This is a genomic window from Spartinivicinus poritis, from assembly GCF_028858535.1.
GTDB lineage: Bacteria > Pseudomonadota > Gammaproteobacteria > Pseudomonadales > Zooshikellaceae > Spartinivicinus > Spartinivicinus poritis.
On record NZ_JAPMOU010000003.1, the window covers coordinates 53,728 to 75,992 of the forward strand.

Below are 22,265 nucleotides of genomic sequence, written 5' to 3' on the forward strand. Positions count from 1 at the left end.
TGATTAAAACTGCCCATTACATACGACAGTTCGTTACTTGCTGATTAAATGCCGTTAAAAATGCAGGATATCGTGTAATAAAGGGGATAGCAAAATAAACAGCCAATGGTTTTGACTTAAAAGGCTCAGCAATCAACAGACCATACCAACGGTTATCTTTCAGCACATGCTCCATAACATCACTACTGGCTAACGCAGCATCAATCCGCTTAAGCTTTAACATTTGCACTAGCTGTTTAGTACTCGTAGGAGGAACAGTTAGCACTTGATAACCTTTCTGTTTTAAGTAGCTATGCATATTCGCCCCCAAAAAACTGCTAACTCTTGCTTGGGCCTTAAATTGTTTATTTGTTGGCTTGACCTTAGCGCTCTTAAGAAAATACCAAGTCCATTGTTGCGCTAAAATATCTCTCGACTTTATTGCATATTTATCCCGCTCAGCGTTTTGTGATGCAGCAAAGAAGCCATCAGCTATTCCAGTAACGACTTCGCGCTGGGCCCTTTTCCAAGGTAACACACGTAAGTCAAACGCCACTCCTAACTGACCCAACGCACACTCAACCACTTGGTACGCCAATCCATCAAAATGCCCTGCTGGCTGATAGCTACCATAAGGCGCTTGATTATGCGTTGTCAGCAGTATTTTACCAGGAAGAGATGCCCAGCAGACAGGTAAACATAAGATAGCGATAATTAAACTTGATAGGCAACTGACCGTAAAATGCATAAATAAAGACGACATTGCAGTATGGGTAGTTATTCTAACTAATGAAAAGCATTATCAAAAAGTATTTTTTAATAAATACATTATTTTACAACCGACAAGGGGACAATCAGACTATCTGTTCACCAGCCATGAGTTTGATCGTTTCTCTCATCCTTCTGTCTCCTAATATTCACTGATATAATCGTCAGATAGCTTAAGAAATAGTAGGTTGGCAGCTTAGCGGCTGCACAGCGTACACTGATTCAGCAGATAACATTCAATAGATTACAACAGGAGCAATGCATTAATGGCCATTACCTCCATTAAAGAGGCGTTAGCAGGGGCAGTTTCTTCAGGTGGTGAAATTACGATTCAAGGATGGATCCGTACCCGTCGTGACTCAAAAGCGGGTATTTCATTTCTCAATGTACATGATGGTTCTTGCTTTGACCCCATTCAGGTCGTTGTTCCTAAAGCGTTAGATAATTACGAAGAAACTGTTTTACATATTACCAGTGGCTGTGCAGTGACAATTACTGGCACACTAGTCCAGTCACAAGGCAAAGGACAGTCATTCGAAATTCAAGCCACGCAAGTGGTAGTTGTTGGCTGGGTTGAAAACCCTGATAGTTACCCTATTCAACCAAAGCCACATACTGTTGAGTTTCTTAGAGAGGTCGCCCACTTAAGACCCCGCACCAATTTAATTGGCGCTGTCACTCGGGTAAGAAATACGGTATCACAAGCCATTCATCAATTTTTCAATGAAAACGGCTATTGCTGGATTCATACACCTATTATTACAGCCAGCGACTGTGAAGGTGCCGGAGAGCTATTTCGGGTCAGTGCTTTAGATATGCACAACTTGCCTCGTACAGAGCAAGGCAATATTGACTTCAGTCAGGACTTTTTTGGCTGCGAGTCTTTTTTAACTGTATCAGGCCAATTAAATGTTGAAGCATATTGTTTAGCGATGAGCAAAGTATATACGTTTGGCCCCACTTTCCGTGCCGAAAACTCCAACACCAGCCGTCATTTAGCTGAGTTCTGGATGGTAGAGCCTGAAATTGCCTTTGCTGACTTAAACGATGTGATTCAACTGGCTGAAAATATGCTCAAGTATGTTTTTAACAAAGTACTTAATGAACGTGCTGATGATATGGACTTCTTTGCCAAGCGCATTGAAAAGACGGCTATTTCTCGCCTACAACATATTTTAGAAAGCCAGTTTGTAGAAATTGACTACACTGATGCCATTAAAATTCTCCAGGATTCAGGCAAAAAGTTTGAGCATCCTGTTAGCTGGGGTATCGATTTACAAACAGAACATGAGCGCTTTCTTAGCGAAGAGCATGTTAAAGCACCAGTCGTTGTCAGCAATTACCCCAAAGAGATTAAAGCATTTTACATGCGGATGAATGATGATAATAAAACAGTGGCTGCGATGGACGTATTAGCCCCAGGTATCGGTGAAATTATTGGCGGCTCCCAACGGGAAGAGCGCTTAGACAAACTAGACCTGCGTTTAGACGAAATGGGCATCCCCAAAGAAAGCTTAGACTGGTATCGTGACTTACGTCGCTATGGCACCGTTCCTCATGGTGGATTTGGCTTAGGCCTAGAGCGGCTGGTTTCCTATATTACCGGCGTTGCTAATGTACGTGATGTCATTCCATTCCCAAGAACTCGTCGCAATGCTGCCTTCTAATTATTGGCTTAACGCCTAACCATTATTTATGGGCACCTCTAATAATTGTTTATGGCCTCTGCGCAACCTGACGAACTCTTGAACAAAACAGCTTGCGAAGCCAAAAAGAAAAAAGCCGCCTTAAAGGCGGCTTTGAAAATAGCTCATAAAAAGTTAAATGTACTGACAGGTAAAACTATATCTTACACTTTTTATTATTGGCAGAATAACTGCGCAATGTCTATATTTCTGTCGTAATGACGATAGGTTTTACAAAACACATCATAATTTTTATAAGAGTTTTCCTGCTCAAATAAAGTAAGATAAAACTCATCAGCAATAAAAATCACCACTCGATTTGCATAACAGCCAATCGCAATGGGCAGATCCCCTTTTAATAGTTTTTTGATAGCCGGATAATAAGGTGAAGCTTTTACCGCATCCACCGCTGTCTCAGATGAATAATAAAGTGATACTTCTTTACCAACTCCCAAGCCATGATCAACGGTATAGGGTAACAACTGCTCATCCCTCAATGCCTCTAAACCTGGGATTTGCTGTGATACAGCTAACAATATCCCTTTGAAACGATGAGGTACTTTCAATGAAATTAGAGTCCCCCATACAGCTCCTCTCTGTAGCCACTCCGTGGTTTCAATGGCTAGCTGCTGATCAGCCAACCCTATTTCCAAGTCACAAATATCGTACTGGACACCTTCTAATTCACCTGTAAAACCTAAATGACAACTGGGTTTAGCTTTTTGCCGCGAAAGTAATCCACAATGGAATAAACTTTTATTAATTCCATCATGCTGCATATAATTTCTTGCTTTACAGTCATTAATAAATGCAACATGTTTATATAATTTATGATAATATTCAGCAAAACTTTCAGGAATACGTCGATCACTGGCGGTATAAACTAACAACAGCAACAGTACTAAAATAAAATAAGCAAGTGAGGCCAGTGTTAATAATATAAACCCTGAACCCACATCATTCGCTAAAAAGCCTGTGACTAGCAGTACATTGACATAGCCCAAGCCTAATAACTGATAAAGCCTACTTTCGGAACGTATTGCATTAATTCTTTTACTTTCAGGCCGAACAATATCAGGAACAAAACTTTGTTTAAAATAAGTCGCTATTTCTCGGTAGGCGTGCATTGATTTTGCTCTAACCCAGTTAATCCAAATCCAGTCAGGTTAAAGAGTACCTAGTAGAGGGGTTAAGGTCACTATCACCAGTGTATTAATTAATTAATCTGTGGCACTTCCCATGCCACCCTTGTGACAGGTTATGCAGTTAATCCAAAACACCCCCTTATAAGAACAGAGAGTGTTATTATTCCTGTTTAAGAATTTTGCAAATATTGGAAATATTATTTAGGAAGGTAAAATAAAAAGGAGCTACACCCGAAGGGCAACTGGCTCATCTGTGTGTGGCTGTTCAAATGCACTGAAAGAAAAATCAACGGTGGTCAACTCCGTTTGTAAGTCGATGCTTTCCTCAATAAAATCTGCCAGATCTTGCTGAAATAAACTAAAATCCATTTTCTCAACTGAGATAGCACGGGCCAACATCACATAACCCGTTCGTTTATCAAGCACCATACTAGAAACCGTATTATCCAACTGAAATAGGTTTAAATGTAATACCTCTTTTAATAGGTCAGCCTGTTGCTCTTTGGTTTCTGGCAATTGGACCAAAGGGGAGTAAAAATAGCCTCGATCCGATTCAGGTATTACCTCAATGATACATTGCGCGCCATTTTCACACTCAAGACAGCAGCACCCATCATCATCCAGTGTCAACTTAGCGTCACTGGTACTGATTTGTGCCAACCATTGGTTGATTGTCTTTACAACATCCATCCAGTTGTTCCCGATTTATTCATGATTTCAGTCGTATATACAACAGTATATATACGGCATATAACCCTTAGCGCCACCGAATGCCTTTCGTACAAGCTCTTTGGCTGGTATTGACGCTCCGGCGGCTCATTCTTGCAACAATTAACATTATTTAGTTGAACTATTACGCACAAACATTATAAAACAATTCGCCCTAAAGGTTGTACATTTATTTCTTCTGTTAACTCTTGAAACGACAGTACAGGCAGCGCATAAAGCTCCGCTTCAATAATTTTACGCACATAACGCCTTATATCCATCGCCACAATTAACACGGGTTTTTTTGCGGCAGTTTCAATGTCACCCACCTGCCGTTTAATACTTGTCAGCAAGTTATCTGTGACCGCTGGGTCTAGCGCTAAATAGCAGCCGGCAGAGGTCTGGCGAATGCCACCACGAATAGTATCTTCTACATACTGATCCAGCATATAACAGGGTAAAAACTGATGCCCGTTACTAAACTTATGGCTAATATAGCGTTTTAAGCTACTACGAACATACTCAGTCAGTTGTACAACATCTTTCTCTTTTTGCCCCCACTCGGCTAATGCTTCTAGCACCTTACGCACATCTCGAATAGAAATTTCTTCAGACACCAAGCGTTGTAATACTTCACTGATTTTTTGAATAGGCAGCAAACGCTGTACTTCTTTTACCAACTCAGCAAACCCCTTTTCCATTTCAGCCAGCAGGTAGCGAGTTTCCTGAATACCAATAAACTCTTCAGCATGTTTTTTAAGCACTAACGACAAATGGTAACTCACCAACTGATCAAGTTGTAAATAGCTCAAATCAGCTTGATCAAACTCAGCCGCATACTCTTCTGCCACCCAACAGGCTGAGGCGCCTGGTAAAAAGTTAATCGGATTATCTGCAGTCAAACCAAATAAGGCTAGCTGCTCAAATGGGCCGGTATACAGTATTTGGCCTTGCTGCCAGAGGCCTTTGGCAACAGGAATTTCTTGCAGGTAAATGGCATAGCTACCAGGCTCCAAATTATCAACGACGCGCACTTGAATACCAGGGAAAGGCACACCTAAATCTAAATAAAGGCTGCGTCTTATAGTAGCAAGCTGCTGTTTGACTTGGTCCAGGTTAACTAATGTTTGTAAATCACTTGCTAAGTCAATTAAGACTGGAACAGTTAAAGCAACCGTTTCTTGCTCAGCTAGTTGTTTGGCTGCAACAGGTGCACTTTCATTGGCTTTATTCGCAGGCATGCCAGGTACAGCATGTTTTTCTGTCAACTCGACGGTGTCTTCAGCTTTCATCAAACCATTAAGTAACCAACCTCCTCCACCAATCACGACGGCTAAACAAATAAACGTAAATGTAGGAAAACCTGGAATGAAAGCAAAAGCAAGCAATAAACCACCACCAATCAAGAGGGCCTTTGGCTGGTTTCCTACTTGTGAGCCAATATCTGCACCTAAGTTAGTGGCTTTTTCTGTCGTTACACGGGTAACAATCATCCCTGCAGTAATGGAGATAAACAGCGCCGGTATTTGCGAAATTAAGCCATCACCCACCGTTAGGATAGAATACACTTGCAGTGCTTCCCCTGCTGGCAACCCTCGCTGCATTACCCCAATGGTTACCCCACCTAGAATATTGACAATAATAATCACCAGCCCGGCTATCGCATCACCTTTCACAAACTTCATCGCCCCATCCATGGCACCATAAAGCTGACTTTCTTTTTCAATCAGAGCACGACGTTCCTTCGCTTCGTTTACATCAATCACTCCTGCACGCATATCTCCATCTATGCTCATTTGTTTACCAGGCATTGCATCCAGAGAAAATCGCGCACTGACTTCAGCCACCCGTTCTGATCCTTTCGTGATAACCAAAAATTGCACAATGGTAATGATTAAAAAGACAACAATACCAACAACTAAATTACCCCCCACCACAAAATTACCAAAGGTGTATACAATTTGTCCGGCATCGGCCTGCAACAAAATCAACCGGGTAGTGGTAATGGATAACGCCAGACGAAACAAGGTGGTTAATAACAATACTGAGGGAAATGCCGAAAATTCCAGCGGACTGCGAATATAGACTGCAATCATCAATAGGACGACAGATATTCCCATGTTAAATGCAATCAATACATCAACCAGTCCAGTTGGCAGTGGTAAAATCATCATAAATACCACTGCTACTAGCATTATCGCCAACAAAATATCATTACGCTGACTCAGCCGGTTTAACAATGATAACCAACTAGCTTGCATGACTATCCTCAAGAATTTTTTTAAGCTTTTGATAACGGGTTTTGGCGGCAGCAACGTGATTAGTTGCCACTAATGCTCGACACTGAATCAACCCCACTTGGTACTTTTCTTGTGGTGTTAATTCTGACTGCTGTAGTAATTTTTCTGCCAAATGGAAGCAGCTTTTAAAACGTTTACTTGCCCAATAAGCACGCAATAGCAACTTATTAGCCAGTAACCATTCAGGTTTCGCCAGTAAAGTCAGATGTAACAAGGGAATTGCTTTACCTGGGTGCTGATATTCGATTAAAAACTGTGCTTGAGCAAGCAAGTACTGCTGCTGTTGTTCAGTTAACTTCATTGATGCTGGATATACCCGTGGTTAAGGCTTCTGTAGTAGTCGAGCAAGCACTTCATACTCCCTACGCCATTTTTTTAACTCAACTAACACTTCATGAGCTTCACTCACTACCCGCTGAGAGGGAGCATTTTTAGTAGGATTTTCCAGTTTGATTGCCGCAGCCAGTTGCTCAATAAGCTGATCAGACAACTTACGTTGCTGGGAAGGCTCCAGCACACGGTTATCTAATTGAAAAGTCCCTAACGGTGCATCAAAAATTGTTTCTGTTGCATGATTTAACTGGCTACCTGCCAGCTCAACTGGCAGTTGCTGTGTAGAGGATGAGTCAGATGGACGCGGGTTTTGTAATGACTGACTGGCGGGGTTAATCGACTCACTGGGGGTTACAGCCGGGTTAGCGGTAATATCCGTCAATGGCTTAACCATACAACAATCCTCTTATACAGCGGTTAACTTGCTCGGCACTTGATGTGCAATTGAATTAGTGTATTAAATAACTGACTTAGTTGATTAATGGTCACTTGCTCTTCTTCTAATAAGCAAAAAAACACTAACTCAGTACTTCCCTTAAGCCCCACTTGAATAGGGAAAGCCATCCCCTGTTGATAATCACAAACTTGGCTAGCCGTTTGTAGCCAAGCATCTCCTAAGGGATAATGCTGACTTAGCAGCACCATAATGCCTGCAGGATGCTGCTCTATATGCAACTGGCCATTTTGTTCAAAATCAAGGCTTAAACAACCAGACTCAACCCAGCCTTGAGCATTAATACCAAACTGCCCAACGAACTCTACTACGGCTTGGTCTACCCACTGCTGAATCATTGCAGCTCATCTTCCTCTTTTTCAATGGCTATATCTAATGCTTCCTGAATAGCCTCCAACAAGTTAAAGCGATGATCCATGTCGTTAAATGCTTCCACTGGAATTTCTCGCACTAACTGTTTAAATTGCTGTAAAAAACCAATAATCTCCTCAGCGTCTTGTAAATTAAGCGCATTGACAAAGTTATCAATATCATTGGCTCTCACCCAGGATTTATCTTGCAATACCAACAGGTCTTTAAAAAACTGTTCTTTGTTATACATGCAACAGCCTAACCTTCACAATACGCCATAAAACCGTTTGTTTTGCACTCTTGTATTACTTTTATGTTAGCCGCCAGCCATTATCCCTTGAGGAGTGACCTGTTGTTGCGGCCGGGAAAATTTACTAAACAACCCGAGTGCCGACTCTCGGATAGTGGTTAGGGTTTTCAGTTTTTGCATTGATGACATAATCAATTGCAATTTAGGCTTTTCAATAGAAGAGTGCTGTGCATTATAATCAGCTGCCAGACCTCTCAGTAATAACTCAATACCTTGTTCTAACTGCCCTTCAGAGCAGTGATTCAGGATATGCTCATAGGCACTCAACAGGTTGTTCGTATCAAAAATAGTTTCCCGATAAAAGTCTTTTAAATTTTGGGCACTATTAAGGGCCTGTCCAGCAGGTGATGATACGACTTGGTTGATATTGATCCCAGCAATAATAGAGGCTTCAGCATTTTCACTACTATTTAAAAGCTGTTCGGCTAGCCCATCAAAATGGTCTTTAGCCATTTGCAATTGCTTTTTATTTTTCAGTTTATCTTTCGCTAGCTTGTCTCTTGCTAGCATTTCACCTGCCAACTGAGCAGCCAATTTCAAGATTAAATATTGATCACTAATATCAGAACTAAAGTTTTTAAGCTGCTGCATAGTTTGCTGTGGGTTTCTAAAGAAACCATCTAACAGGTTTTCAGCAAACCGCCTCATTGTCTCAGCTTGAGGTGTTTTTGCCACTAACTTCAAATAGTCTTCTGCCACTTGCTGTACTGCGGACTTACCGCCAAAACGATCATTAATCTTGCGATTACGCAAACTATCAGACTCACGCTTTTCACTAGCAGCAAATGACATTTCTTCAGCAACAGATGCAGTAAATGGCTTGGCATCTAATAATCGAACTTGTTGACCTTGGTAGTTACCTTGAGCACTACCTGACAAAGGTTGGCCTGAAGTGATAGTGTTACCAAGAGGCTGATTAGTTACTGATGATATATGATTCACTGTTTAAACACCTCTGGCAGTTGTTTTATACCCATTGCGGAGTACGTTACTAAGTGACTAGCCTGTCAGTTTTTTTTACCTTCAGACTATTCCTTTACAAAGGGTATACATCATCCACAGTAATGAGAGCATCGTAATATAACCACGCTCATAACCTTTTACAACTTTACTTAAATCATTTCGCTCAAATGCTATCGTTCAAGCAACCTAGCCAAAATCAATCCAATCTGTCGATTCTTTTTTTATACTCGCATAAAATAATTGATGTTATTTTCTTTCAATTTAAAAATAGGCTACATAATAATTAATCGCCTTAAATTAGCAGTCGCTTTTATTTCACCTAAATAGGTAAATATTTCCTTTTAAAACATCAACCTTTCATCGATTGTAAAAAACCACTTCCTCATATCCTTTAGCCACTGGCCGCGATTTTTTATCTCACTTAAAAGACCTGTTAATATATGTACAACCGTCAACTTAAGCTCAATATAAAAAATTACAACTAATCTAAACAAATCCATTTTTTTTGGACGATATATAATCATCATCTGATATCTACTATTCATGTGTTAAGGAGTCCACCGTTGAGCAGTCAGCGTTTGTTTGCAGAGCAATTCAGCGAAGGACTAAAGAAAACCATTGCCGAAGCCAGTCTAATCAAGACTCATGGCAAAGTTACCCATGTAACAGGCACAATTATTCGTGCCCATATGGCCAATGTGAAAGTTGGCGAGCTTTGCACTCTGTATTGCCCATCAACAGACCAACGTCAGTTAGCAGAAGTGGTTGGTTTTGAGCATCAGCAAGCTCTACTTACGCCGCTTGGAGAACTCACAGGTATTTCATCCAACACTCAAGTGATCGCCACAGGAAAAATGTTGGAAGTGGCAGTGGGAGATCATTTGCTGGGTCAGGTGCTAAATGGGCTTGGCCAGCCCCTGCAAACAGACACACTAAACCCCGCTACACAAGATAATACAAATGCTGTCTATTACCCTATATTAGCTGATGCTCCCGCGCCACTTGATCGACAGTTGATTAATACCCCTCTCAGTTTAGGCGTAAGAGCCCTTGATGGACTCCTTACTTGTGGCGCAGGCCAACGCCTGGGGATTTTTGCAGCCGCGGGCGGCGGCAAAAGTACGTTACTGTCAATGCTAGCTAAAGGCGCCAGTGTTGATGTCATCGTTATTGCTTTAATTGGTGAACGGGGCCGAGAAGTTAGAGAGTTTATTGAACATAGCTTAACCGAAGCGACCCGCCAACGAGCCGTATTAGTGGTAGCAACCTCTGATCGACCAGCAATGGAAAGAGCTAAAGCTGCCTTTGTCGCAACCACCATTGCTGAATTTTTTCGTGACCAAGGCAAACAAGTACTACTATTGATGGATTCTGTTACTCGGTTTGCCAGAGCCCAGCGGGAAATCGGCTTGGCTGCTGGAGAACCCCCTACTCGTCGCGGTTTTCCTCCCTCTGTTTTTGCAACATTACCTAAATTATTAGAGCGTGCAGGTCCTGCTGCCAAAGGCTCAATTACTGGCTTATATACAGTACTTGTAGAAGGTGATGATTTAAACGAGCCTGTGGCTGACGAAACCCGCTCTATTTTAGATGGCCATATTATTTTATCGAGAGAACTTGCGGCGGCTAACCACTACCCTGCCATTGATGTTTTGCAAAGCAGCAGCCGGGTAATGAACCATATTGTCAGCCAAGACCAGCAAATGGCAGCTGGCCAAATAAGACAATGGATGGCTAAGTATAAGTCTGCTGAGTTATTACTCAAAGTAGGAGAATACCAGCAGGGTACCGACCTAGAAACAGACCAGGCTATTGCTAAATGGCCTGCTATCCAAGCATTTTTACAGCAATCGCAAAATCAGCTAACAAGTGTTGAAGAAACCTTTGGTCAACTAATGGCGTTGGCTAATTAATGGAGTTATTTAAATAATGGACTTATCTCAATTACTTGTTATAAAACAGCAGCGACAACAACAGGCTGCTTTGGCTGTGACTCAACAACAACAGCAGGTTGATATTTATAACCAACGGCTTAATCATTGTCAGCAGCAATTTAACCAATACCACCAATGGCGCTTGGAAGAAGAGCAGCGAATTTGGCAAGAAGCAAGTACCCAAGTGATGAAGCGGTTTGAGCTAGACCGTTTAAAAATTCAAATTTCGTTATTACGAGATAAAGAAAATCAATTACAGGAAAAAATAACTGAAGCGGAACAAACCCTTGCTGAAGCAGAACAAACCTTGTCAATGCTAAAAACCAAGCGCCAGCAAGCCACTCAAGCAGAACAACGCTTTGAAGAATTGATTGAGCAATTGCAACAAACTAATGATAAAGTTGAGCAATACAAAGCTGAGCAGGAACAAGAAGAAGTGGCTGAATTACAACAGGCTTTTCAGTCATGAAAATAGCCCTTCATGGCAGCCGTTTTTTTAAATAATTGATTATGAAAATAGACAGTAGTAAATCCAATCGCTCAACAACCTCAGCGGAAAATGCCCGACAGCGTTCAAGCCAGGTGGATAAAGAGCACTTTGAAAAGCAGTTAAATAAGCAACCCAAACAATCCAGTCGCAAAGATGACCTAGAAAAGCAACCCGATACTCTGAGCAGCCTGCCAAACCCATTTATGCTAGCAGCTAGCATTAAACAAGCAGGACCTAGCCATAGCAGCCAAGTGATTGCAGAAGTCAGTCAGCAATTAACAGAGCTTATTACTGAATATAGAAGACAGTTGTCGAATCAATCTACCTTGCAAATTACCCTGAACCACCCCCTATTAAATAATACCCAATTAACCTTAAGCTTAACGAATAACCAGCTACAAATTGCTTTTGCTACTTCGGAAAAACAACAGTACGACTTACTCAATCAAGCATCGACCCAATTAAAAAACCAATTGGCTAAACGCTTTGGTCAAGTATCAGTTGAGCTTGGCCTATCCACAGATACGACTCATCAACAAGGTGCTAGGCCCGACGATATTGCCAAGCGGGAGGAGCATGAGTGACAACCTCAACGGTCGAATTACCCAGTATAGATCGCCACACAGCAACACTGTATCAATTGTTTGCAGGCAAGCAACAGCAGTTTTATTTTCAGTACAACACAGCAACTCACCATGACTACTCCGATCAAGTCGCCTGGTTAAGTGGTGAGCTGTCTTTAACCAATACTGCTGTAGGCATACATCATCCCATTAGCTTACAACTCACTCTTAATGATCAACCTTATCAATTAACGCTTTGCGCCAGCCAAATTGTAGACTGGCTACCCGTTAAACTGGCGCTAGAGCAATGGCGAGTCATGCCTGAAACCATTCAGCTAGGGTTAATTCAAAGCAGCTTAATGCAGTGGATTAATCAGTTGCATCAGCTAGGTGTCAACTTGATGATTGATCCAAGTGCTGTTCAATTTGATAGCGCTCAATGGCAGCCCTCTGCAACAACTGGCTTTTTAACAACGACCGATAACCTTTATTTAAAAGTCAACTGCCAAGAAAGCCGTCAGCTTAATCCCATTAATCTATATATAACTGCTGAACCACAAGCACTCTTGGACCTGCTTCAACAATTACCAAGTGGTGCCCCCTCCTCCACAGCCTCCGAATATATTCAGCAGTCGGTTCACTTACAGTTAGGTAAAACCAATTTAACTAAGCAGCTTCTGTCGACTATCGCACTGGGTGATATTTTATTATTTGACGAGTGCTACTTTACTGAGCAGCGCCTTAAACTGTTAGCTAATCAACAGCCTCTCGCCTGGCTTGCTTATGATGGACAACAAATCATGATTGAACAAATGATACATAACTCTGAACAGCCTTTAGCCGATGACTTAGCGATTAACTCACTTGATGCATTACCCGTAACTGTTTCAATAGAAGTCGGTGAAGTAGAATTAACCCTAGCACAATTACAAGCACTGCAGCCCGGACAAGTGCTTGACTTGCCCTCATTAAATACCCAACAAGTTAATATTAAAGCCAACGGCAAACTAATTGGCACCGGTGCTTTAGTTAACATCGCTAATCAACTAGGTTTGCAGGTACAGTCGTTAGCCTGGCAAAACCAGCAGGCAAACGAAGGAGTATAAAATAACCAATGACTTTACCTGAACCCTTTACGCTAGTCGTAGTTTTAGGGCTTGTATCGCTTATTCCTTTTATTGCTGTTATGGCTACGTCATTTGTTAAGCTAGCAGTGGTATTTTCACTGTTGCGAAATGCATTAGGTATCCAACAAATTCCACCTAATATGGCGCTATATGGTTTAGCACTGATTTTAACCCTTTATATTATGGCTCCGGTTGGTTTTGCTATCCATGATCACTTTATTGAAAACCCAATCAATCTTGAGGATAAACAAGCGATCAGCAAAATTGTTGACAGTGGGTTAAATCCTTACCGAGAGTTTTTGTTAGAACACAGTGATGAAAGCGAGCGTACTTTTTTTAAAGATGCTGCAGCCAATTTATGGCCAAGCAATTACAGTGAGCGACTCAGTGAAGATAGCCTGTTAATTTTAATGCCAGCATTTACCCTATCAGAACTCACTGATGCGTTTAAAATGGGTTTTTTACTGTATTTACCCTTTATTGCCATTGACTTGATTATATCGAATATTTTGTTGGCAATGGGTATGATGATGGTTTCTCCTGTCACTATTTCATTACCATTTAAGTTACTGTTATTTGTGTTACTAGATGGCTGGACTCGGCTTACTCACGGCCTGGTGTTATCTTATTAGAGAATGAACCAATGACCGAAGCAGAAATCGTTCAATATTCAGCCCAGGCTCTGTTATTAGTATTGATACTTTCGTTACCACCCATTATTGCTGCGTCATTAATTGGTACGCTGGTGAGCTTAATCCAAGCTCTCACCCAAATTCAAGAGCAAACCCTATCATTTACGCTTAAATTGATCGCGGTTATTGTGACTTTATTTATTACTGCTCGCTGGTTGGGTATAGAACTTTATAATTATGGGCTAAATATATTTGATGCGATGGTTAATGTGTAAGGCCAGCAACCAGGGAACCATTATATGAATGCACTGGCCCACCTGACCGATATTCAGGCAACCGTATTAAGCTATGCGCTTGCCCTGCCCAGACTCATTACCTTTTTTACTATTTTGCCTGTTTTTAGTAAAAAGTCATTAGGAGGCGGACTCATTCGTAACGGGGTTGCCTTGAGTTTTGCTTTGTTTGTTTTTCCATTAATGCCAGACTCAGCAGCCCTTGCAACAAAGCCTGACTACTGGCTACTTTCATTACTATTTAAAGAAGTCGCGCTCGGTTTGCTACTGGGCTACTGTGCTGCAATCCCATTCTGGGCAATAGAGGCAGCCGGTTTTTTTATAGACAACCAACGGGGAGCTACATTAGCCAGTGTGGTTAACCCTAGTTTAGGTACCCAAACATCGCCATTAGGCTTACTGCTTAGCCAGGCTATTATTACTTTATTTTTTGTCGGTGGTGCAGCCTTAGTATGCCTAAAAGGGTTATTTTTAAGTTATAAGCTTTGGCCTGTCGGTGCATTGCTACCTGCATTTACTACAGATGGCGTTTATTTTTTCCTGAAACAGCTAGACATAATAGGTTATGTGGCCGTGTTACTGGCTGCACCAGTTATTATAGGGATGTTTCTCAGCGAGTTTGGACTGGGTTTAATTAGCCGATTTGCCCCCCAACTCAATGTATTCTTTCTGGCAATGCCAGTTAAAAGCGCAGTGTCTCAAGCTATTTTAGTGGTTTACCTTGCAATACTAGTTGCCATTGCCGGTGAACAGTTAATAAATATCGATCTCGTGTTTGATAAGCTTTATTCCGTCATCCAATAATGAGTGAAAAAACAGAAAAGCCTACCCCAAAAAAAATTCGTGACGCACGAGAAAAGGGGCAAGTAGCCAAAAGTAAAGAAATCGTATCACTGGCATTGCTGGTCGTTATTGTGCTGTTGTTCTGGCTAATGAGTGACTACTATTTAAGCCATCTAACAGAGTTAATCACACTTCCTGCAAAATTTCTCGATGCTCCCTGGCAACTGGCGCTGAGTGAAGTAGGTAAAGGCATTTTAACCGAATCATTTTATTTACTTGCTCCAATTTTTACAGTGGTCTTTATTACTGGCATATTATCTAATAACCTGCAATTTGGTTGGCTGTTTTCTTTTACCCCCATTAAACCAGAGCTTAAAAAAATCAACCCCATTGAAGGAGCCAAGAAAATTTTTGCCAAAAAAAACCTGGTAGAATTTTTAAAGTCAGTCATTAAAATTCTGACTTTAAGTATTGCTATTTATTGGGTCATTCGCGCCAACATGCAAGACTTAGTTAAAATTGTGCATTGCGGCGTAGAATGCAGCATCCCATTATTAGGCGCACTATTGCTCCAGTTATTTATCGTTGTACTGGTTGTTTTTGTCATACTGGCAGTATTAGATATGGTGTATGAGAAGCATCACCATGAAAAAGAACTTAAAATGTCGAAGGATGAAGTAAAACGAGAATATAAAGAAACAGAAGGCAACCCTGAAATAAAACAGCAAAGAAAGCAAATCCATAAAGATTTACTGGCGTCTAATATTGTCGACAATGTCAATAATGCCAATTTACTGGTGACCAACCCTACCCACTTCGCCGTTGCTTTATATTACAAACGTGGAGAAACAGATTTACCCAAAGTGACAGCCAAAGGAACCGACTCTCTAGCTCAGCATATGATAAAACTTGCAGAAGAAGCCAATGTTCCTGTACTAAGACACGTCTGGTTAGCCCGTCAGTTATCAGCTAAAGTAGGCGAAAGTGAGTTTGTCGCCAGTGAGCTACTCGCCGCAGTTGCCGAAGTCATTAAATGGGCAGAGCAAATTAAAGAAACTACCGAACATTAGAGGCAGAAACACCGCTAATAATATTTTCACTCTTTACTGTACTTTATAACCCTGCTCTGCTCTCAACTCAATCAATTGTTGAAAACGATAAAATGCTTGATTAAAACTATTAAAGGCTTCGTATTTATCACAGGCTACTTGCTTTTGATGCTTTGCCAATCCAGATATCTGTCTAATTAACCAATGATTAGTCAGGTCGTGCTCCAGTTTTAAAATAACAAAAAGAGCGGGTATTTGATTAGGCGCTTCTTTGGTCAAGTATACGTACATAGCATCCATTCCTGAGCGGTTTCATTGATTCGCTTACTTGAATTATGGTCAATATCTCACAAAACTGTTAGATAAATTACGAATGGACTAATTACAAAAGATTGAGTCATTATTTTTATTAAATATTTATTGCCAAAATATTTAATAAAATCTCCAAACAAATAATAGTTTTATTTATAAAGTATTTTAATTAAGCAACCAGCTGCATATGGAAACAGCAACATTCAATGAAACTAAAGGCATTATTGTAGAAGATTGTTGTAACAACTACGCAGAAACTGTTATTACCCGCCATGATGGTTCTGAGTTTGTATTATATATTGATCAAACCAATCAAAGTAACAAGGTATTTTCAACAGAGCTGATGGAGTACTGGTCTTTAGCCCGTAAAGAGCAAACCAGTTAAATAGCGGCCAAATATACAAATATATTTGCTTTGACAAGTTGACTACTGTGAAACTTGTGGTAGCGCTTTCAATTGCTATAAAAGCGCTACTGGATCCATAGTAATAATGTCTATCATGGGTAACAAAGAATAACCTAACTAAGAGGCTTCTTTATGATGATGGTACTCTTTTATCAGCGATTGCTGTAAGTCACCTGGTACAACCCCATAGTGACTGAATGTCATTGAATAAAAGCCCTCGCCACCCGTTAATGATTTTAACCTGGACTGATAATCACTGATTTCCCTTAACGTCACTTGCGCTTTAATTTTGATTTTTCCACCAGGCAAGGCTTCAGTACCACTAATAATTCCTCTAAAGCTGGCAATATCCCCAGAAATATCCCCCATACATTGGGCTGGCGCCGTTATTTCCAAATTCACGGTTGGTTCTAATATAACCGGTTTTGCTTTATCAATTGCATCTAAAAAGGCCTTTTTACCAGCTGATACAAAGGCAATTTCTTTTGAGTCAACCGGGTGATGTTTACCATCATAAACAATCACTCTAACATCCTGTAGTGGATAACCTGCAATGGCTCCACCTTCCAACACCTGTTTTACTCCTTTTTCTACAGCAGGAATAAACTGCGAGGGAATAACCCCACCGGTAATTTGATTAACAAACTCAAAACCCACGCCCCGTTCTAGTGGCTCGACTTTAAGAAAAACTTCACCAAACTGCCCTGCTCCACCGGTCTGTTTTTTATGACGACTGTGGCCAGCAGCAGGCTGAGTAATAGTCTCTCGATAAGCAATACTAGGGGGCCGGGTTGCGACTGCCACATTCATTTGTTGGTGCATTTTTTCTAATATTATTTTTAAATGAAGTTCTCCTTGGCCACGAAGGACCATTTCATTCATAGCCACTCGCTGCTCCACAACCAACGTTGGATCTTCTGCCACAATTTTATGCAGAGCATCTGATAACTTTTGTTCATCACCTCTTCTGACCGGTTCTATTGCCAAACCATGCATAGGAGGAGGTAAATCAATCGGTATTAAATGGTAATGATCCTCATCATGAGAATCATGTAATACATTGTCGTATTCTATTTCATTCACTTTTGCCACTGCACAAATATCACCTGGTATTCCCTTACTGATTTCCTGACTTTTTTTACCTTGTAGTTTTAGTAGGTGAGATACCTTAAATGCTTTTCTATTATCACCGATAAAGAGTTGAGTATCTGGCTTAATGGTACCCTGATGAATACGAAACATGGCGAGTTTCCCCACATAGGGATCAACAGCAACCTTAAATACATGAGCAATCACATGCTTATCAGGGTCAGCAACCACTTTAACCTGTGTTACTTTTTCCCCCTCACCTTTAACAAACTGAGGTAAATTACTTTCTAGTGGGCTTGGCATTAATTGTTTAAATATTTGTAATAATTCGTTAATACCCGCACCTGTTTCAGCTGATGTAAAACAGATAGGGATAAGATGATTCTCTCGTAGTGCTTTTTCAAAAGGATCATGTAATTGACTAGGGCTGAGTGACTCCCCTTGCTCCAAATAAAGCTCCATTAATTGATCATCCACTTCCACAACCTGATCAATCAACTGGTTATGTGCATCCTCAACCGAGCTAAAGTCTGTCTGTTTACTTTCATCAGGAGAAAAATAGCAATCAGTTACCGCTTCGCCATTCTTCACAGGTAAGTTTAATGGTAAACACTCTTCACCAAATGTTGTTTGAATTTGTTCTATAAGTTCTTGGTAATTTATCTGCTGACTATCTATGTGATTAACAATAATCATCCTACATAGTTTAAAGTGCTTAGCAGATTCCATTAACCGCTCAGCCACCATTTCAACACCTTCAGCAGCATTAATCACCAGTGCAGCAGCATCAGCCGCAGCCAGTACACTCATCGCCCGAGCAGAAAAGTCAGGAAATCCTGGGGTATCTAATAAATTAATATGCGTATTTTGATAGTCAAGGCTACAAACTGCGGGGTAAAGTGAATGGCCTTGTGTTTTTTCTTGCTCGTCAAAATCACTAAGGGTTGAGCCACGGTTAATTGAGCCCATCGTATTGATAGCACCAGCGGTGCACAATAACCGCTCAGTTAATATTGTTTTACCTACCCCAGTATGACCAATAAGGGCAATATTTCTAATATCATTTGTAGTATATGTCATAATGACGCTCTTCCTGAGATGCCTGACCTTGTTTTCCTTAACATGCTACTCCTGTCAATACACTATTGACAAAACATTGTCAAACATTGAAATATAATGACTTACCCGTCACTATAACACTATGATGATTAGTCTTGGGAAATGACGACCTATGTTTGATCAACAAGATGTGCTCCCCAGTACACAAGATGTACTGTCAAAGCAGTTACAACAGCTCGGCTTTACTGTTGAACCTTACTATCTAAAAAACTCGTTTTTTGCTCTGGGTTATCAGGTAACCATCAATGACTTCCAGCTTGTTTATCGGTTAGAGGCCAACACCGTGGTCTTTATAATTTACCGGCGCTTATCGGCTCAGAGGGGTTTAAAAAATCCTTTCTTAGTTTTTCAAGCATTTATTTATTTACTAACATTAATTCCTGAAATTAAACATGTTACAGGCTCTGCAAACGCACTGAAAACTGATTTACGGCGCCCACTTTCTACTGAAAAATTAAAAATAGTGTACAAACAGTGGTTCAATGGCAGGACCAGCCATTGGGAAAACGGTCAAGAATGGTTTACCTTTGAATTGAAAAACTACCGCCCTTATTTTCAGTTAAAATCTCTACAGAAAGTTATTCATCAACATTTGCCAGCCAATCATTAACAGCTTTTTCCAATGCAGTCAGCTGATTATCAATAGTTGTGTCAATCACTTTAATGGGGGTTTCAATTTTACAGCCCATTCCTGTAATACTGCTATCAGGCAAAACATCCCACTGAATATCAGGGGCCATTTCCTTAATATCATCTAAGCGATCTTTAACGCTGGTTAGCATGGCAGGTGCCACTAATAAACTTAACTGTTGACAGTCAGCTGTTTGTGCAAGTGCTTGAGCAACACAGGCTTTTACCAATGCAATATCATCGTAGTCAGCGATAATTTTTTTAACCGACTGTAATACAACCTGAACTAACTCTGCCGCCAACTGCGATTTAAACTGCGCACACTCCATTAATGTACGATTCACTAATACTGTCTGTTGCTGTTGAGCCTCCACTAAACCTTGGTTAAACCCTTTTTCCATTTCCTGCTGCTGCAACATTTTAGCGTCTGCTACAATATCTACTGCCTGTTGCTTCGCTTGCTCAATCAACTGTTCTGCAGACAAAAACTTCGCATACTGTTCTCGCTTAATTAACTTAGTGCCTGGTGCTACTTGAAAGTCACCTTGTGTTAAGTCAGTGATCGAAAACATGCGGGCACACCTGATGAATCAGTTTTTCTAACATTTTGTTTAAAGTGATTAACGGCTCACCCAACTCAGGAAAAGGCGAAACTTTTTCCAGGGCAAGGTTAATTGGTAACTTCAACTGCAACCGCTGCCACCAACCATCAGTTGAATGTTCTAAACAGGCTTTCCACACAGCTAGACCAACAATTAATAGTTGCTCACAATAGTTTTCGTTGATGGTTAACTCTGTAAGCCACTGATCAACAGAAGCGATAGGCTGATGATATAAAAATAAGCCGTTAGTTAAAGCAAACTGATACCATTGCTCACCAATTTGCTCTTTAATTAATAGCTGTTGCTGACGCCAAATAGTTTGCTTAATGGTATGAGAGTGCAGAGTGACACCAATGGCCAATAACCATTGCTGAATATTCTCATGATCAAGTAGCGCAATGCGTTTCAGTGGTTGTTGAAAGTCATAATCAGGGCATTGGGACAAAGCTAAGCTGTTAAGTAAATATTGATCTACAATAGCTGTAAATCGGTGATCCACGGCTATCGTTTGCCACCAAGGTTCCTGCTCAAATACAGCTAGTTGGCTTGGATGCATGGTATTAAGTAGCGACCAGTTAAACTCGGCAATAGCTACCTCAAGTGTTGTACTCAACGATTACCTCATCAATACTCAATTATTCATAGCCAATACAAGAACAGTAATTACACAATTAAAACGGCTAGCTGGCTTTGGCTTGCTGGTTATTATTACCTTTTTTTAGCTTTAACCACCAGCCTACGTTACTAAGCAGTAGTAATAACAGCAGACCACTCAACCAGCCCCAAAATACCCCTTGAGAATTCTTTGCGAGACTAACGCCTAACACTGAAGTCATTTTTTCTTTTATTGATGATGTTTCCTGTTGAGCTGTAGGAAATAGCACAACACTGATCTTATCGTAATCAAGCCCTTCAATACTATTATTCACTAGCAGCTTAATTTGTGGAATATAAGATGATAAATCAACATCGGCGTGATGCTTAATAAATACAGCAACGGAGGAAGGTGCAACAGACTCAGTTTTACGTTGTTTTGCTTTAGGCAGTACGACATGCACTCTAGCAGTCACTACACCATCAATCTGCGTCAAAGTTTCTGCTAAGCCTTGAGACAGAGCATAAACTAGTCTGGCCTTTTCTTCAGTAGGCGATGAAATGAGCCCTTCTTGGGGGAAAATTTCTTTGATAGAGGCAAATTTTTCTTTAGGGTAACCTTTAGCTTTCAGTAAACTGATTGATTCAGCCACCTGACTTTCTGGAACCTTGATAACCACTGTTTGTTCTTTACCTGGTTGCTTTTCAGCAGCAATCCCCTCTGCCAATAAAATACCCAACATGTCGTTTGCTTCAGTTTCCGTTAAACCAGAATAAAGCTCAATTTTACAACCCGTTAAAATAACAGATAAAAACAAGATAAAACTCAGTCTTTTTAGCGTTACAAACACTATTTTACTACCTTACCGTTTACGCCTTACTCTTATTTTTGAAGAACCACTGCAGCTGATAAACCACTACTGTGCTTTCAAAAAAGTGTCGACATGTTGTGTTGACTTACTGGCTATTTTGGTAATTAGCTCTTCTTGCAAATGTTTTTTTGCAAGCTCAACCTGCATAGCCATAATCGCTTGCATTGACAGTGGATCATCTTGAGCTACCTCCATAGAACTAGACAGCTTTTGATCTGATTTTTCAATCGATGCTTTGACATTTTCCACTATTTCAACCGCTTGATCAGTAATACCACTTCCTTCTGCCATCATAGCGTCAAACTGCTGAACATCATCACCATTAGCAACCCCTCCTTCAGTTAGAGGGCTATCTATTGCCACAGTTATACTATGGAATACAGCTTCAGTCATCAGTGATCTCCTTAAGTAAGGATTGGGCAAAGGGAACAACTGTTGGCTCAGGACTATTGATGAGTTTTTTTAACAGCAGTTCTGCTTCACTGTTATGGCCTAGCTTCATTAAGCAAAGTGCTTGATATGCCTGTAACATATCCTGCTCTTTTACAGTAGAAAAGTTTTTTAAGGTTGCTAATGCTGCTTCAGGCTCATTTTGGTTTAGCTGCAATAAAGCGTACCCCAATACAGGCGCCAGCTGTTGTGGATACTGTTGCTGCATTGCAGTGAAAATACACTGCGCCTCGCTATTCATTCCCTGGCCAACCGCAATAAAGCCAAGTTCAACTAACATTTGTGGCAAGTGATTATTTGCCATACACTGCGCCTCATTAAACT

At 40.7% G+C, this 22,265-nt stretch carries 27 protein-coding genes; 11 read left to right on the forward strand and 16 right to left on the reverse strand.

Going from position 1 to position 22,265, the window contains the following annotated elements; all coding sequences use genetic code 11:
• Nucleotides 1-16 precede the first annotated feature (16 nt).
• On the reverse strand, nt 17-727 hold the full coding sequence (locus ORQ98_RS03215) for a substrate-binding periplasmic protein (RefSeq protein WP_274687344.1): 711 nt from the start codon (nt 725-727) through the stop codon (nt 17-19).
• Between the two features lie 286 nt (nt 728-1,013).
• Here ORQ98_RS03215 and asnS point away from each other — a divergent pair, with 286 nt between their 5' ends.
• Complete coding sequence (gene asnS, locus ORQ98_RS03220) at nt 1,014-2,414, forward strand: asparagine--tRNA ligase (protein ID WP_274687345.1); 1,401 nt, start codon at nt 1,014-1,016, stop codon at nt 2,412-2,414.
• A gap of 194 nt (nt 2,415-2,608) precedes the next feature.
• Here the strand turns inward: asnS and ORQ98_RS03225 are convergent, their stop codons facing one another.
• The 8 genes from ORQ98_RS03225 to ORQ98_RS03260 form a co-directional block, all read right to left on the reverse strand.
• Nucleotides 2,609-3,559, reverse strand: coding sequence for a hypothetical protein (locus tag ORQ98_RS03225; RefSeq protein ID WP_274687346.1), 951 nt, complete (start codon nt 3,557-3,559; stop codon nt 2,609-2,611).
• 243 nt (nt 3,560-3,802) lie between these two features.
• Nucleotides 3,803-4,267 (reverse strand): CesT family type III secretion system chaperone, encoded by a 465-nt coding sequence (locus ORQ98_RS03230; RefSeq protein ID WP_274687347.1) that lies wholly within the window; start codon nt 4,265-4,267, stop codon nt 3,803-3,805.
• Nucleotides 4,268-4,443: 176 nt separating this feature from the next.
• Nucleotides 4,444-6,546, reverse strand: coding sequence for a type III secretion system export apparatus subunit SctV (sctV, locus tag ORQ98_RS03235; protein WP_274687348.1), 2,103 nt, complete (start codon nt 6,544-6,546; stop codon nt 4,444-4,446).
• Nucleotides 6,536-6,886, reverse strand: a complete 351-nt coding sequence (locus tag ORQ98_RS03240; RefSeq protein WP_274687349.1) for a hypothetical protein — start codon at nt 6,884-6,886, stop codon at nt 6,536-6,538. The genes sctV and ORQ98_RS03240 overlap by 11 nt, the downstream gene beginning before the upstream one ends.
• A gap of 21 nt (nt 6,887-6,907) precedes the next feature.
• On the reverse strand, nt 6,908-7,312 hold the full coding sequence (locus tag ORQ98_RS03245; RefSeq protein ID WP_274687350.1) for a hypothetical protein: 405 nt from the start codon (nt 7,310-7,312) through the stop codon (nt 6,908-6,910).
• A 23-nt stretch (nt 7,313-7,335) separates the two neighbouring features.
• On the reverse strand, nt 7,336-7,710 hold the full coding sequence (locus ORQ98_RS03250; RefSeq protein WP_274687351.1) for a type III secretion system chaperone family protein: 375 nt from the start codon (nt 7,708-7,710) through the stop codon (nt 7,336-7,338).
• Nucleotides 7,707-7,973 (reverse strand): TyeA family type III secretion system gatekeeper subunit, encoded by a 267-nt coding sequence (locus ORQ98_RS03255; RefSeq protein ID WP_274687352.1) that lies wholly within the window; start codon nt 7,971-7,973, stop codon nt 7,707-7,709. The genes ORQ98_RS03250 and ORQ98_RS03255 overlap by 4 nt, the downstream gene beginning before the upstream one ends.
• Nucleotides 7,974-8,039: 66 nt before the next feature.
• Nucleotides 8,040-8,975 carry an HrpJ domain-containing protein gene (locus ORQ98_RS03260; protein ID WP_274687353.1) on the reverse strand — a complete coding sequence of 312 codons (936 nt, stop codon included), beginning with the start codon at nt 8,973-8,975 and terminating at the stop codon, nt 8,040-8,042.
• Between the two features lie 584 nt (nt 8,976-9,559).
• On the opposite strand from ORQ98_RS03260, the gene sctN reads away from it, so the two are divergent.
• From sctN to sctU, 8 genes are read left to right on the forward strand one after another with little or no spacing between them, the layout of a single operon-like run.
• Nucleotides 9,560-10,909 (forward strand): type III secretion system ATPase SctN, encoded by a 1,350-nt coding sequence (sctN, locus tag ORQ98_RS03265; RefSeq protein ID WP_274687354.1) that lies wholly within the window; start codon nt 9,560-9,562, stop codon nt 10,907-10,909.
• A 16-nt stretch (nt 10,910-10,925) separates the two neighbouring features.
• Complete coding sequence (gene sctO / locus ORQ98_RS03270; RefSeq protein WP_274687355.1) at nt 10,926-11,399, forward strand: type III secretion system stalk subunit SctO; 474 nt, start codon at nt 10,926-10,928, stop codon at nt 11,397-11,399.
• A 41-nt stretch (nt 11,400-11,440) separates the two neighbouring features.
• Complete coding sequence (locus tag ORQ98_RS03275) at nt 11,441-12,004, forward strand: type III secretion HpaP family protein (RefSeq protein WP_274687356.1); 564 nt, start codon at nt 11,441-11,443, stop codon at nt 12,002-12,004.
• Nucleotides 12,001-13,089: a type III secretion system cytoplasmic ring protein SctQ gene (gene sctQ / locus ORQ98_RS03280; RefSeq protein ID WP_274687357.1), complete on the forward strand. Its 1,089-nt coding sequence runs from the start codon at nt 12,001-12,003 to the stop codon at nt 13,087-13,089. Before ORQ98_RS03275 ends, sctQ begins: the two co-directional genes overlap by 4 nt.
• Nucleotides 13,090-13,097: 8 nt before the next feature.
• Nucleotides 13,098-13,742 (forward strand): type III secretion system export apparatus subunit SctR, encoded by a 645-nt coding sequence (gene sctR, locus ORQ98_RS03285; protein ID WP_274687358.1) that lies wholly within the window; start codon nt 13,098-13,100, stop codon nt 13,740-13,742.
• A gap of 11 nt (nt 13,743-13,753) precedes the next feature.
• Nucleotides 13,754-14,017 (forward strand): type III secretion system export apparatus subunit SctS, encoded by a 264-nt coding sequence (gene sctS, locus ORQ98_RS03290; protein WP_180568354.1) that lies wholly within the window; start codon nt 13,754-13,756, stop codon nt 14,015-14,017.
• A gap of 24 nt (nt 14,018-14,041) precedes the next feature.
• A complete protein-coding gene (gene sctT / locus ORQ98_RS03295; protein WP_274687359.1) occupies nt 14,042-14,839 on the forward strand; it encodes a type III secretion system export apparatus subunit SctT in 798 nt (265 codons plus the stop codon).
• Entirely contained in the window at nt 14,839-15,888 is a 1,050-nt protein-coding gene (gene sctU / locus ORQ98_RS03300; protein ID WP_274687360.1) for a type III secretion system export apparatus subunit SctU, read from the forward strand. The genes sctT and sctU overlap by 1 nt, the downstream gene beginning before the upstream one ends.
• A 33-nt stretch (nt 15,889-15,921) precedes the next feature.
• Here the strand turns inward: sctU and ORQ98_RS03305 are convergent, their stop codons facing one another.
• Nucleotides 15,922-16,158: a hypothetical protein gene (locus tag ORQ98_RS03305; RefSeq protein ID WP_274687361.1), complete on the reverse strand. Its 237-nt coding sequence runs from the start codon at nt 16,156-16,158 to the stop codon at nt 15,922-15,924.
• Nucleotides 16,159-16,366: 208 nt separating this feature from the next.
• On the opposite strand from ORQ98_RS03305, the gene ORQ98_RS03310 reads away from it, so the two are divergent.
• The gene (locus ORQ98_RS03310; RefSeq protein ID WP_274687362.1) at nt 16,367-16,564 is read left to right on the forward strand and encodes a hypothetical protein; all 198 of its coding nucleotides are present in this window, start codon (nt 16,367-16,369) and stop codon (nt 16,562-16,564) included.
• Nucleotides 16,565-16,702: 138 nt separating this feature from the next.
• Here ORQ98_RS03310 and fusA read toward each other — a convergent pair whose 3' ends face one another.
• Nucleotides 16,703-18,754 carry an elongation factor G gene (gene fusA, locus ORQ98_RS03315; RefSeq protein ID WP_274687363.1) on the reverse strand — a complete coding sequence of 684 codons (2,052 nt, stop codon included), beginning with the start codon at nt 18,752-18,754 and terminating at the stop codon, nt 16,703-16,705.
• 151 nt (nt 18,755-18,905) lie between these two features.
• Here fusA and ORQ98_RS03320 point away from each other — a divergent pair, with 151 nt between their 5' ends.
• Nucleotides 18,906-19,403, forward strand: a complete 498-nt coding sequence (locus ORQ98_RS03320; RefSeq protein ID WP_274687364.1) for a hypothetical protein — start codon at nt 18,906-18,908, stop codon at nt 19,401-19,403.
• On the opposite strand, the gene sctL is transcribed toward ORQ98_RS03320, so the two are convergent.
• The 5 genes from sctL to ORQ98_RS03345 all read right to left on the reverse strand — a co-directional run bounded on the left by sctL (nt 19,372) and on the right by ORQ98_RS03345 (nt 22,245).
• Nucleotides 19,372-19,995: a type III secretion system stator protein SctL gene (sctL, locus tag ORQ98_RS03325; protein WP_274687365.1), complete on the reverse strand. Its 624-nt coding sequence runs from the start codon at nt 19,993-19,995 to the stop codon at nt 19,372-19,374. The genes ORQ98_RS03320 and sctL overlap by 32 nt on opposite strands.
• Nucleotides 19,979-20,638, reverse strand: a complete 660-nt coding sequence (locus tag ORQ98_RS03330) for a SctK family type III secretion system sorting platform protein (protein WP_274687366.1) — start codon at nt 20,636-20,638, stop codon at nt 19,979-19,981. The genes sctL and ORQ98_RS03330 overlap by 17 nt, the downstream gene beginning before the upstream one ends.
• A 67-nt stretch (nt 20,639-20,705) precedes the next feature.
• Nucleotides 20,706-21,470: a type III secretion system inner membrane ring lipoprotein SctJ gene (sctJ, locus tag ORQ98_RS03335; protein WP_274687367.1), complete on the reverse strand. Its 765-nt coding sequence runs from the start codon at nt 21,468-21,470 to the stop codon at nt 20,706-20,708.
• A gap of 66 nt (nt 21,471-21,536) precedes the next feature.
• Complete coding sequence (gene sctI, locus ORQ98_RS03340) at nt 21,537-21,884, reverse strand: type III secretion system inner rod subunit SctI (RefSeq protein ID WP_274687368.1); 348 nt, start codon at nt 21,882-21,884, stop codon at nt 21,537-21,539.
• A complete protein-coding gene (locus tag ORQ98_RS03345) occupies nt 21,877-22,245 on the reverse strand; it encodes a tetratricopeptide repeat protein (RefSeq protein ID WP_274687369.1) in 369 nt (122 codons plus the stop codon). The genes sctI and ORQ98_RS03345 overlap by 8 nt, the downstream gene beginning before the upstream one ends.
• Between the last annotated feature and the right edge of the window lie 20 nt (nt 22,246-22,265).

What these genes read in the sequence shown, in the direction of transcription:
- ORQ98_RS03215 (WP_274687344.1), bottom strand. Translation starts at nt 727, where the DNA reads ATGCATTTTACGGTCAGTTGCCTATCAAGTTTAATTATCGCTATCTTA.
- asnS (WP_274687345.1), top strand. Translation starts at nt 1,014, where the DNA reads ATGGCCATTACCTCCATTAAAGAGGCGTTAGCAGGGGCAGTTTCTTCA.
- ORQ98_RS03225 (WP_274687346.1), bottom strand. Translation starts at nt 3,559, where the DNA reads ATGCACGCCTACCGAGAAATAGCGACTTATTTTAAACAAAGTTTTGTT.
- ORQ98_RS03230 (WP_274687347.1), bottom strand. Translation starts at nt 4,267, where the DNA reads ATGGATGTTGTAAAGACAATCAACCAATGGTTGGCACAAATCAGTACC.
- sctV (WP_274687348.1), bottom strand. Translation starts at nt 6,546, where the DNA reads ATGCAAGCTAGTTGGTTATCATTGTTAAACCGGCTGAGTCAGCGTAAT.
- ORQ98_RS03240 (WP_274687349.1), bottom strand. Translation starts at nt 6,886, where the DNA reads ATGAAGTTAACTGAACAACAGCAGCAGTACTTGCTTGCTCAAGCACAG.
- ORQ98_RS03245 (WP_274687350.1), bottom strand. Translation starts at nt 7,312, where the DNA reads ATGGTTAAGCCATTGACGGATATTACCGCTAACCCGGCTGTAACCCCC.
- ORQ98_RS03250 (WP_274687351.1), bottom strand. Translation starts at nt 7,710, where the DNA reads ATGATTCAGCAGTGGGTAGACCAAGCCGTAGTAGAGTTCGTTGGGCAG.
- ORQ98_RS03255 (WP_274687352.1), bottom strand. Translation starts at nt 7,973, where the DNA reads ATGTATAACAAAGAACAGTTTTTTAAAGACCTGTTGGTATTGCAAGAT.
- sctO (WP_274687355.1), top strand. Translation starts at nt 10,926, where the DNA reads ATGGACTTATCTCAATTACTTGTTATAAAACAGCAGCGACAACAACAG.
- ORQ98_RS03275 (WP_274687356.1), top strand. Translation starts at nt 11,441, where the DNA reads ATGAAAATAGACAGTAGTAAATCCAATCGCTCAACAACCTCAGCGGAA.
- sctR (WP_274687358.1), top strand. Translation starts at nt 13,098, where the DNA reads ATGACTTTACCTGAACCCTTTACGCTAGTCGTAGTTTTAGGGCTTGTA.
- sctS (WP_180568354.1), top strand. Translation starts at nt 13,754, where the DNA reads ATGACCGAAGCAGAAATCGTTCAATATTCAGCCCAGGCTCTGTTATTA.
- sctT (WP_274687359.1), top strand. Translation starts at nt 14,042, where the DNA reads ATGAATGCACTGGCCCACCTGACCGATATTCAGGCAACCGTATTAAGC.
- sctU (WP_274687360.1), top strand. Translation starts at nt 14,839, where the DNA reads ATGAGTGAAAAAACAGAAAAGCCTACCCCAAAAAAAATTCGTGACGCA.
- ORQ98_RS03305 (WP_274687361.1), bottom strand. Translation starts at nt 16,158, where the DNA reads ATGTACGTATACTTGACCAAAGAAGCGCCTAATCAAATACCCGCTCTT.
- ORQ98_RS03310 (WP_274687362.1), top strand. Translation starts at nt 16,367, where the DNA reads ATGGAAACAGCAACATTCAATGAAACTAAAGGCATTATTGTAGAAGAT.
- fusA (WP_274687363.1), bottom strand. Translation starts at nt 18,754, where the DNA reads ATGACATATACTACAAATGATATTAGAAATATTGCCCTTATTGGTCAT.
- ORQ98_RS03320 (WP_274687364.1), top strand. Translation starts at nt 18,906, where the DNA reads ATGTTTGATCAACAAGATGTGCTCCCCAGTACACAAGATGTACTGTCA.
- sctL (WP_274687365.1), bottom strand. Translation starts at nt 19,995, where the DNA reads ATGTTTTCGATCACTGACTTAACACAAGGTGACTTTCAAGTAGCACCA.
- sctI (WP_274687368.1), bottom strand. Translation starts at nt 21,884, where the DNA reads ATGACTGAAGCTGTATTCCATAGTATAACTGTGGCAATAGATAGCCCT.
- ORQ98_RS03345 (WP_274687369.1), bottom strand. Translation starts at nt 22,245, where the DNA reads ATGGCAAATAATCACTTGCCACAAATGTTAGTTGAACTTGGCTTTATT.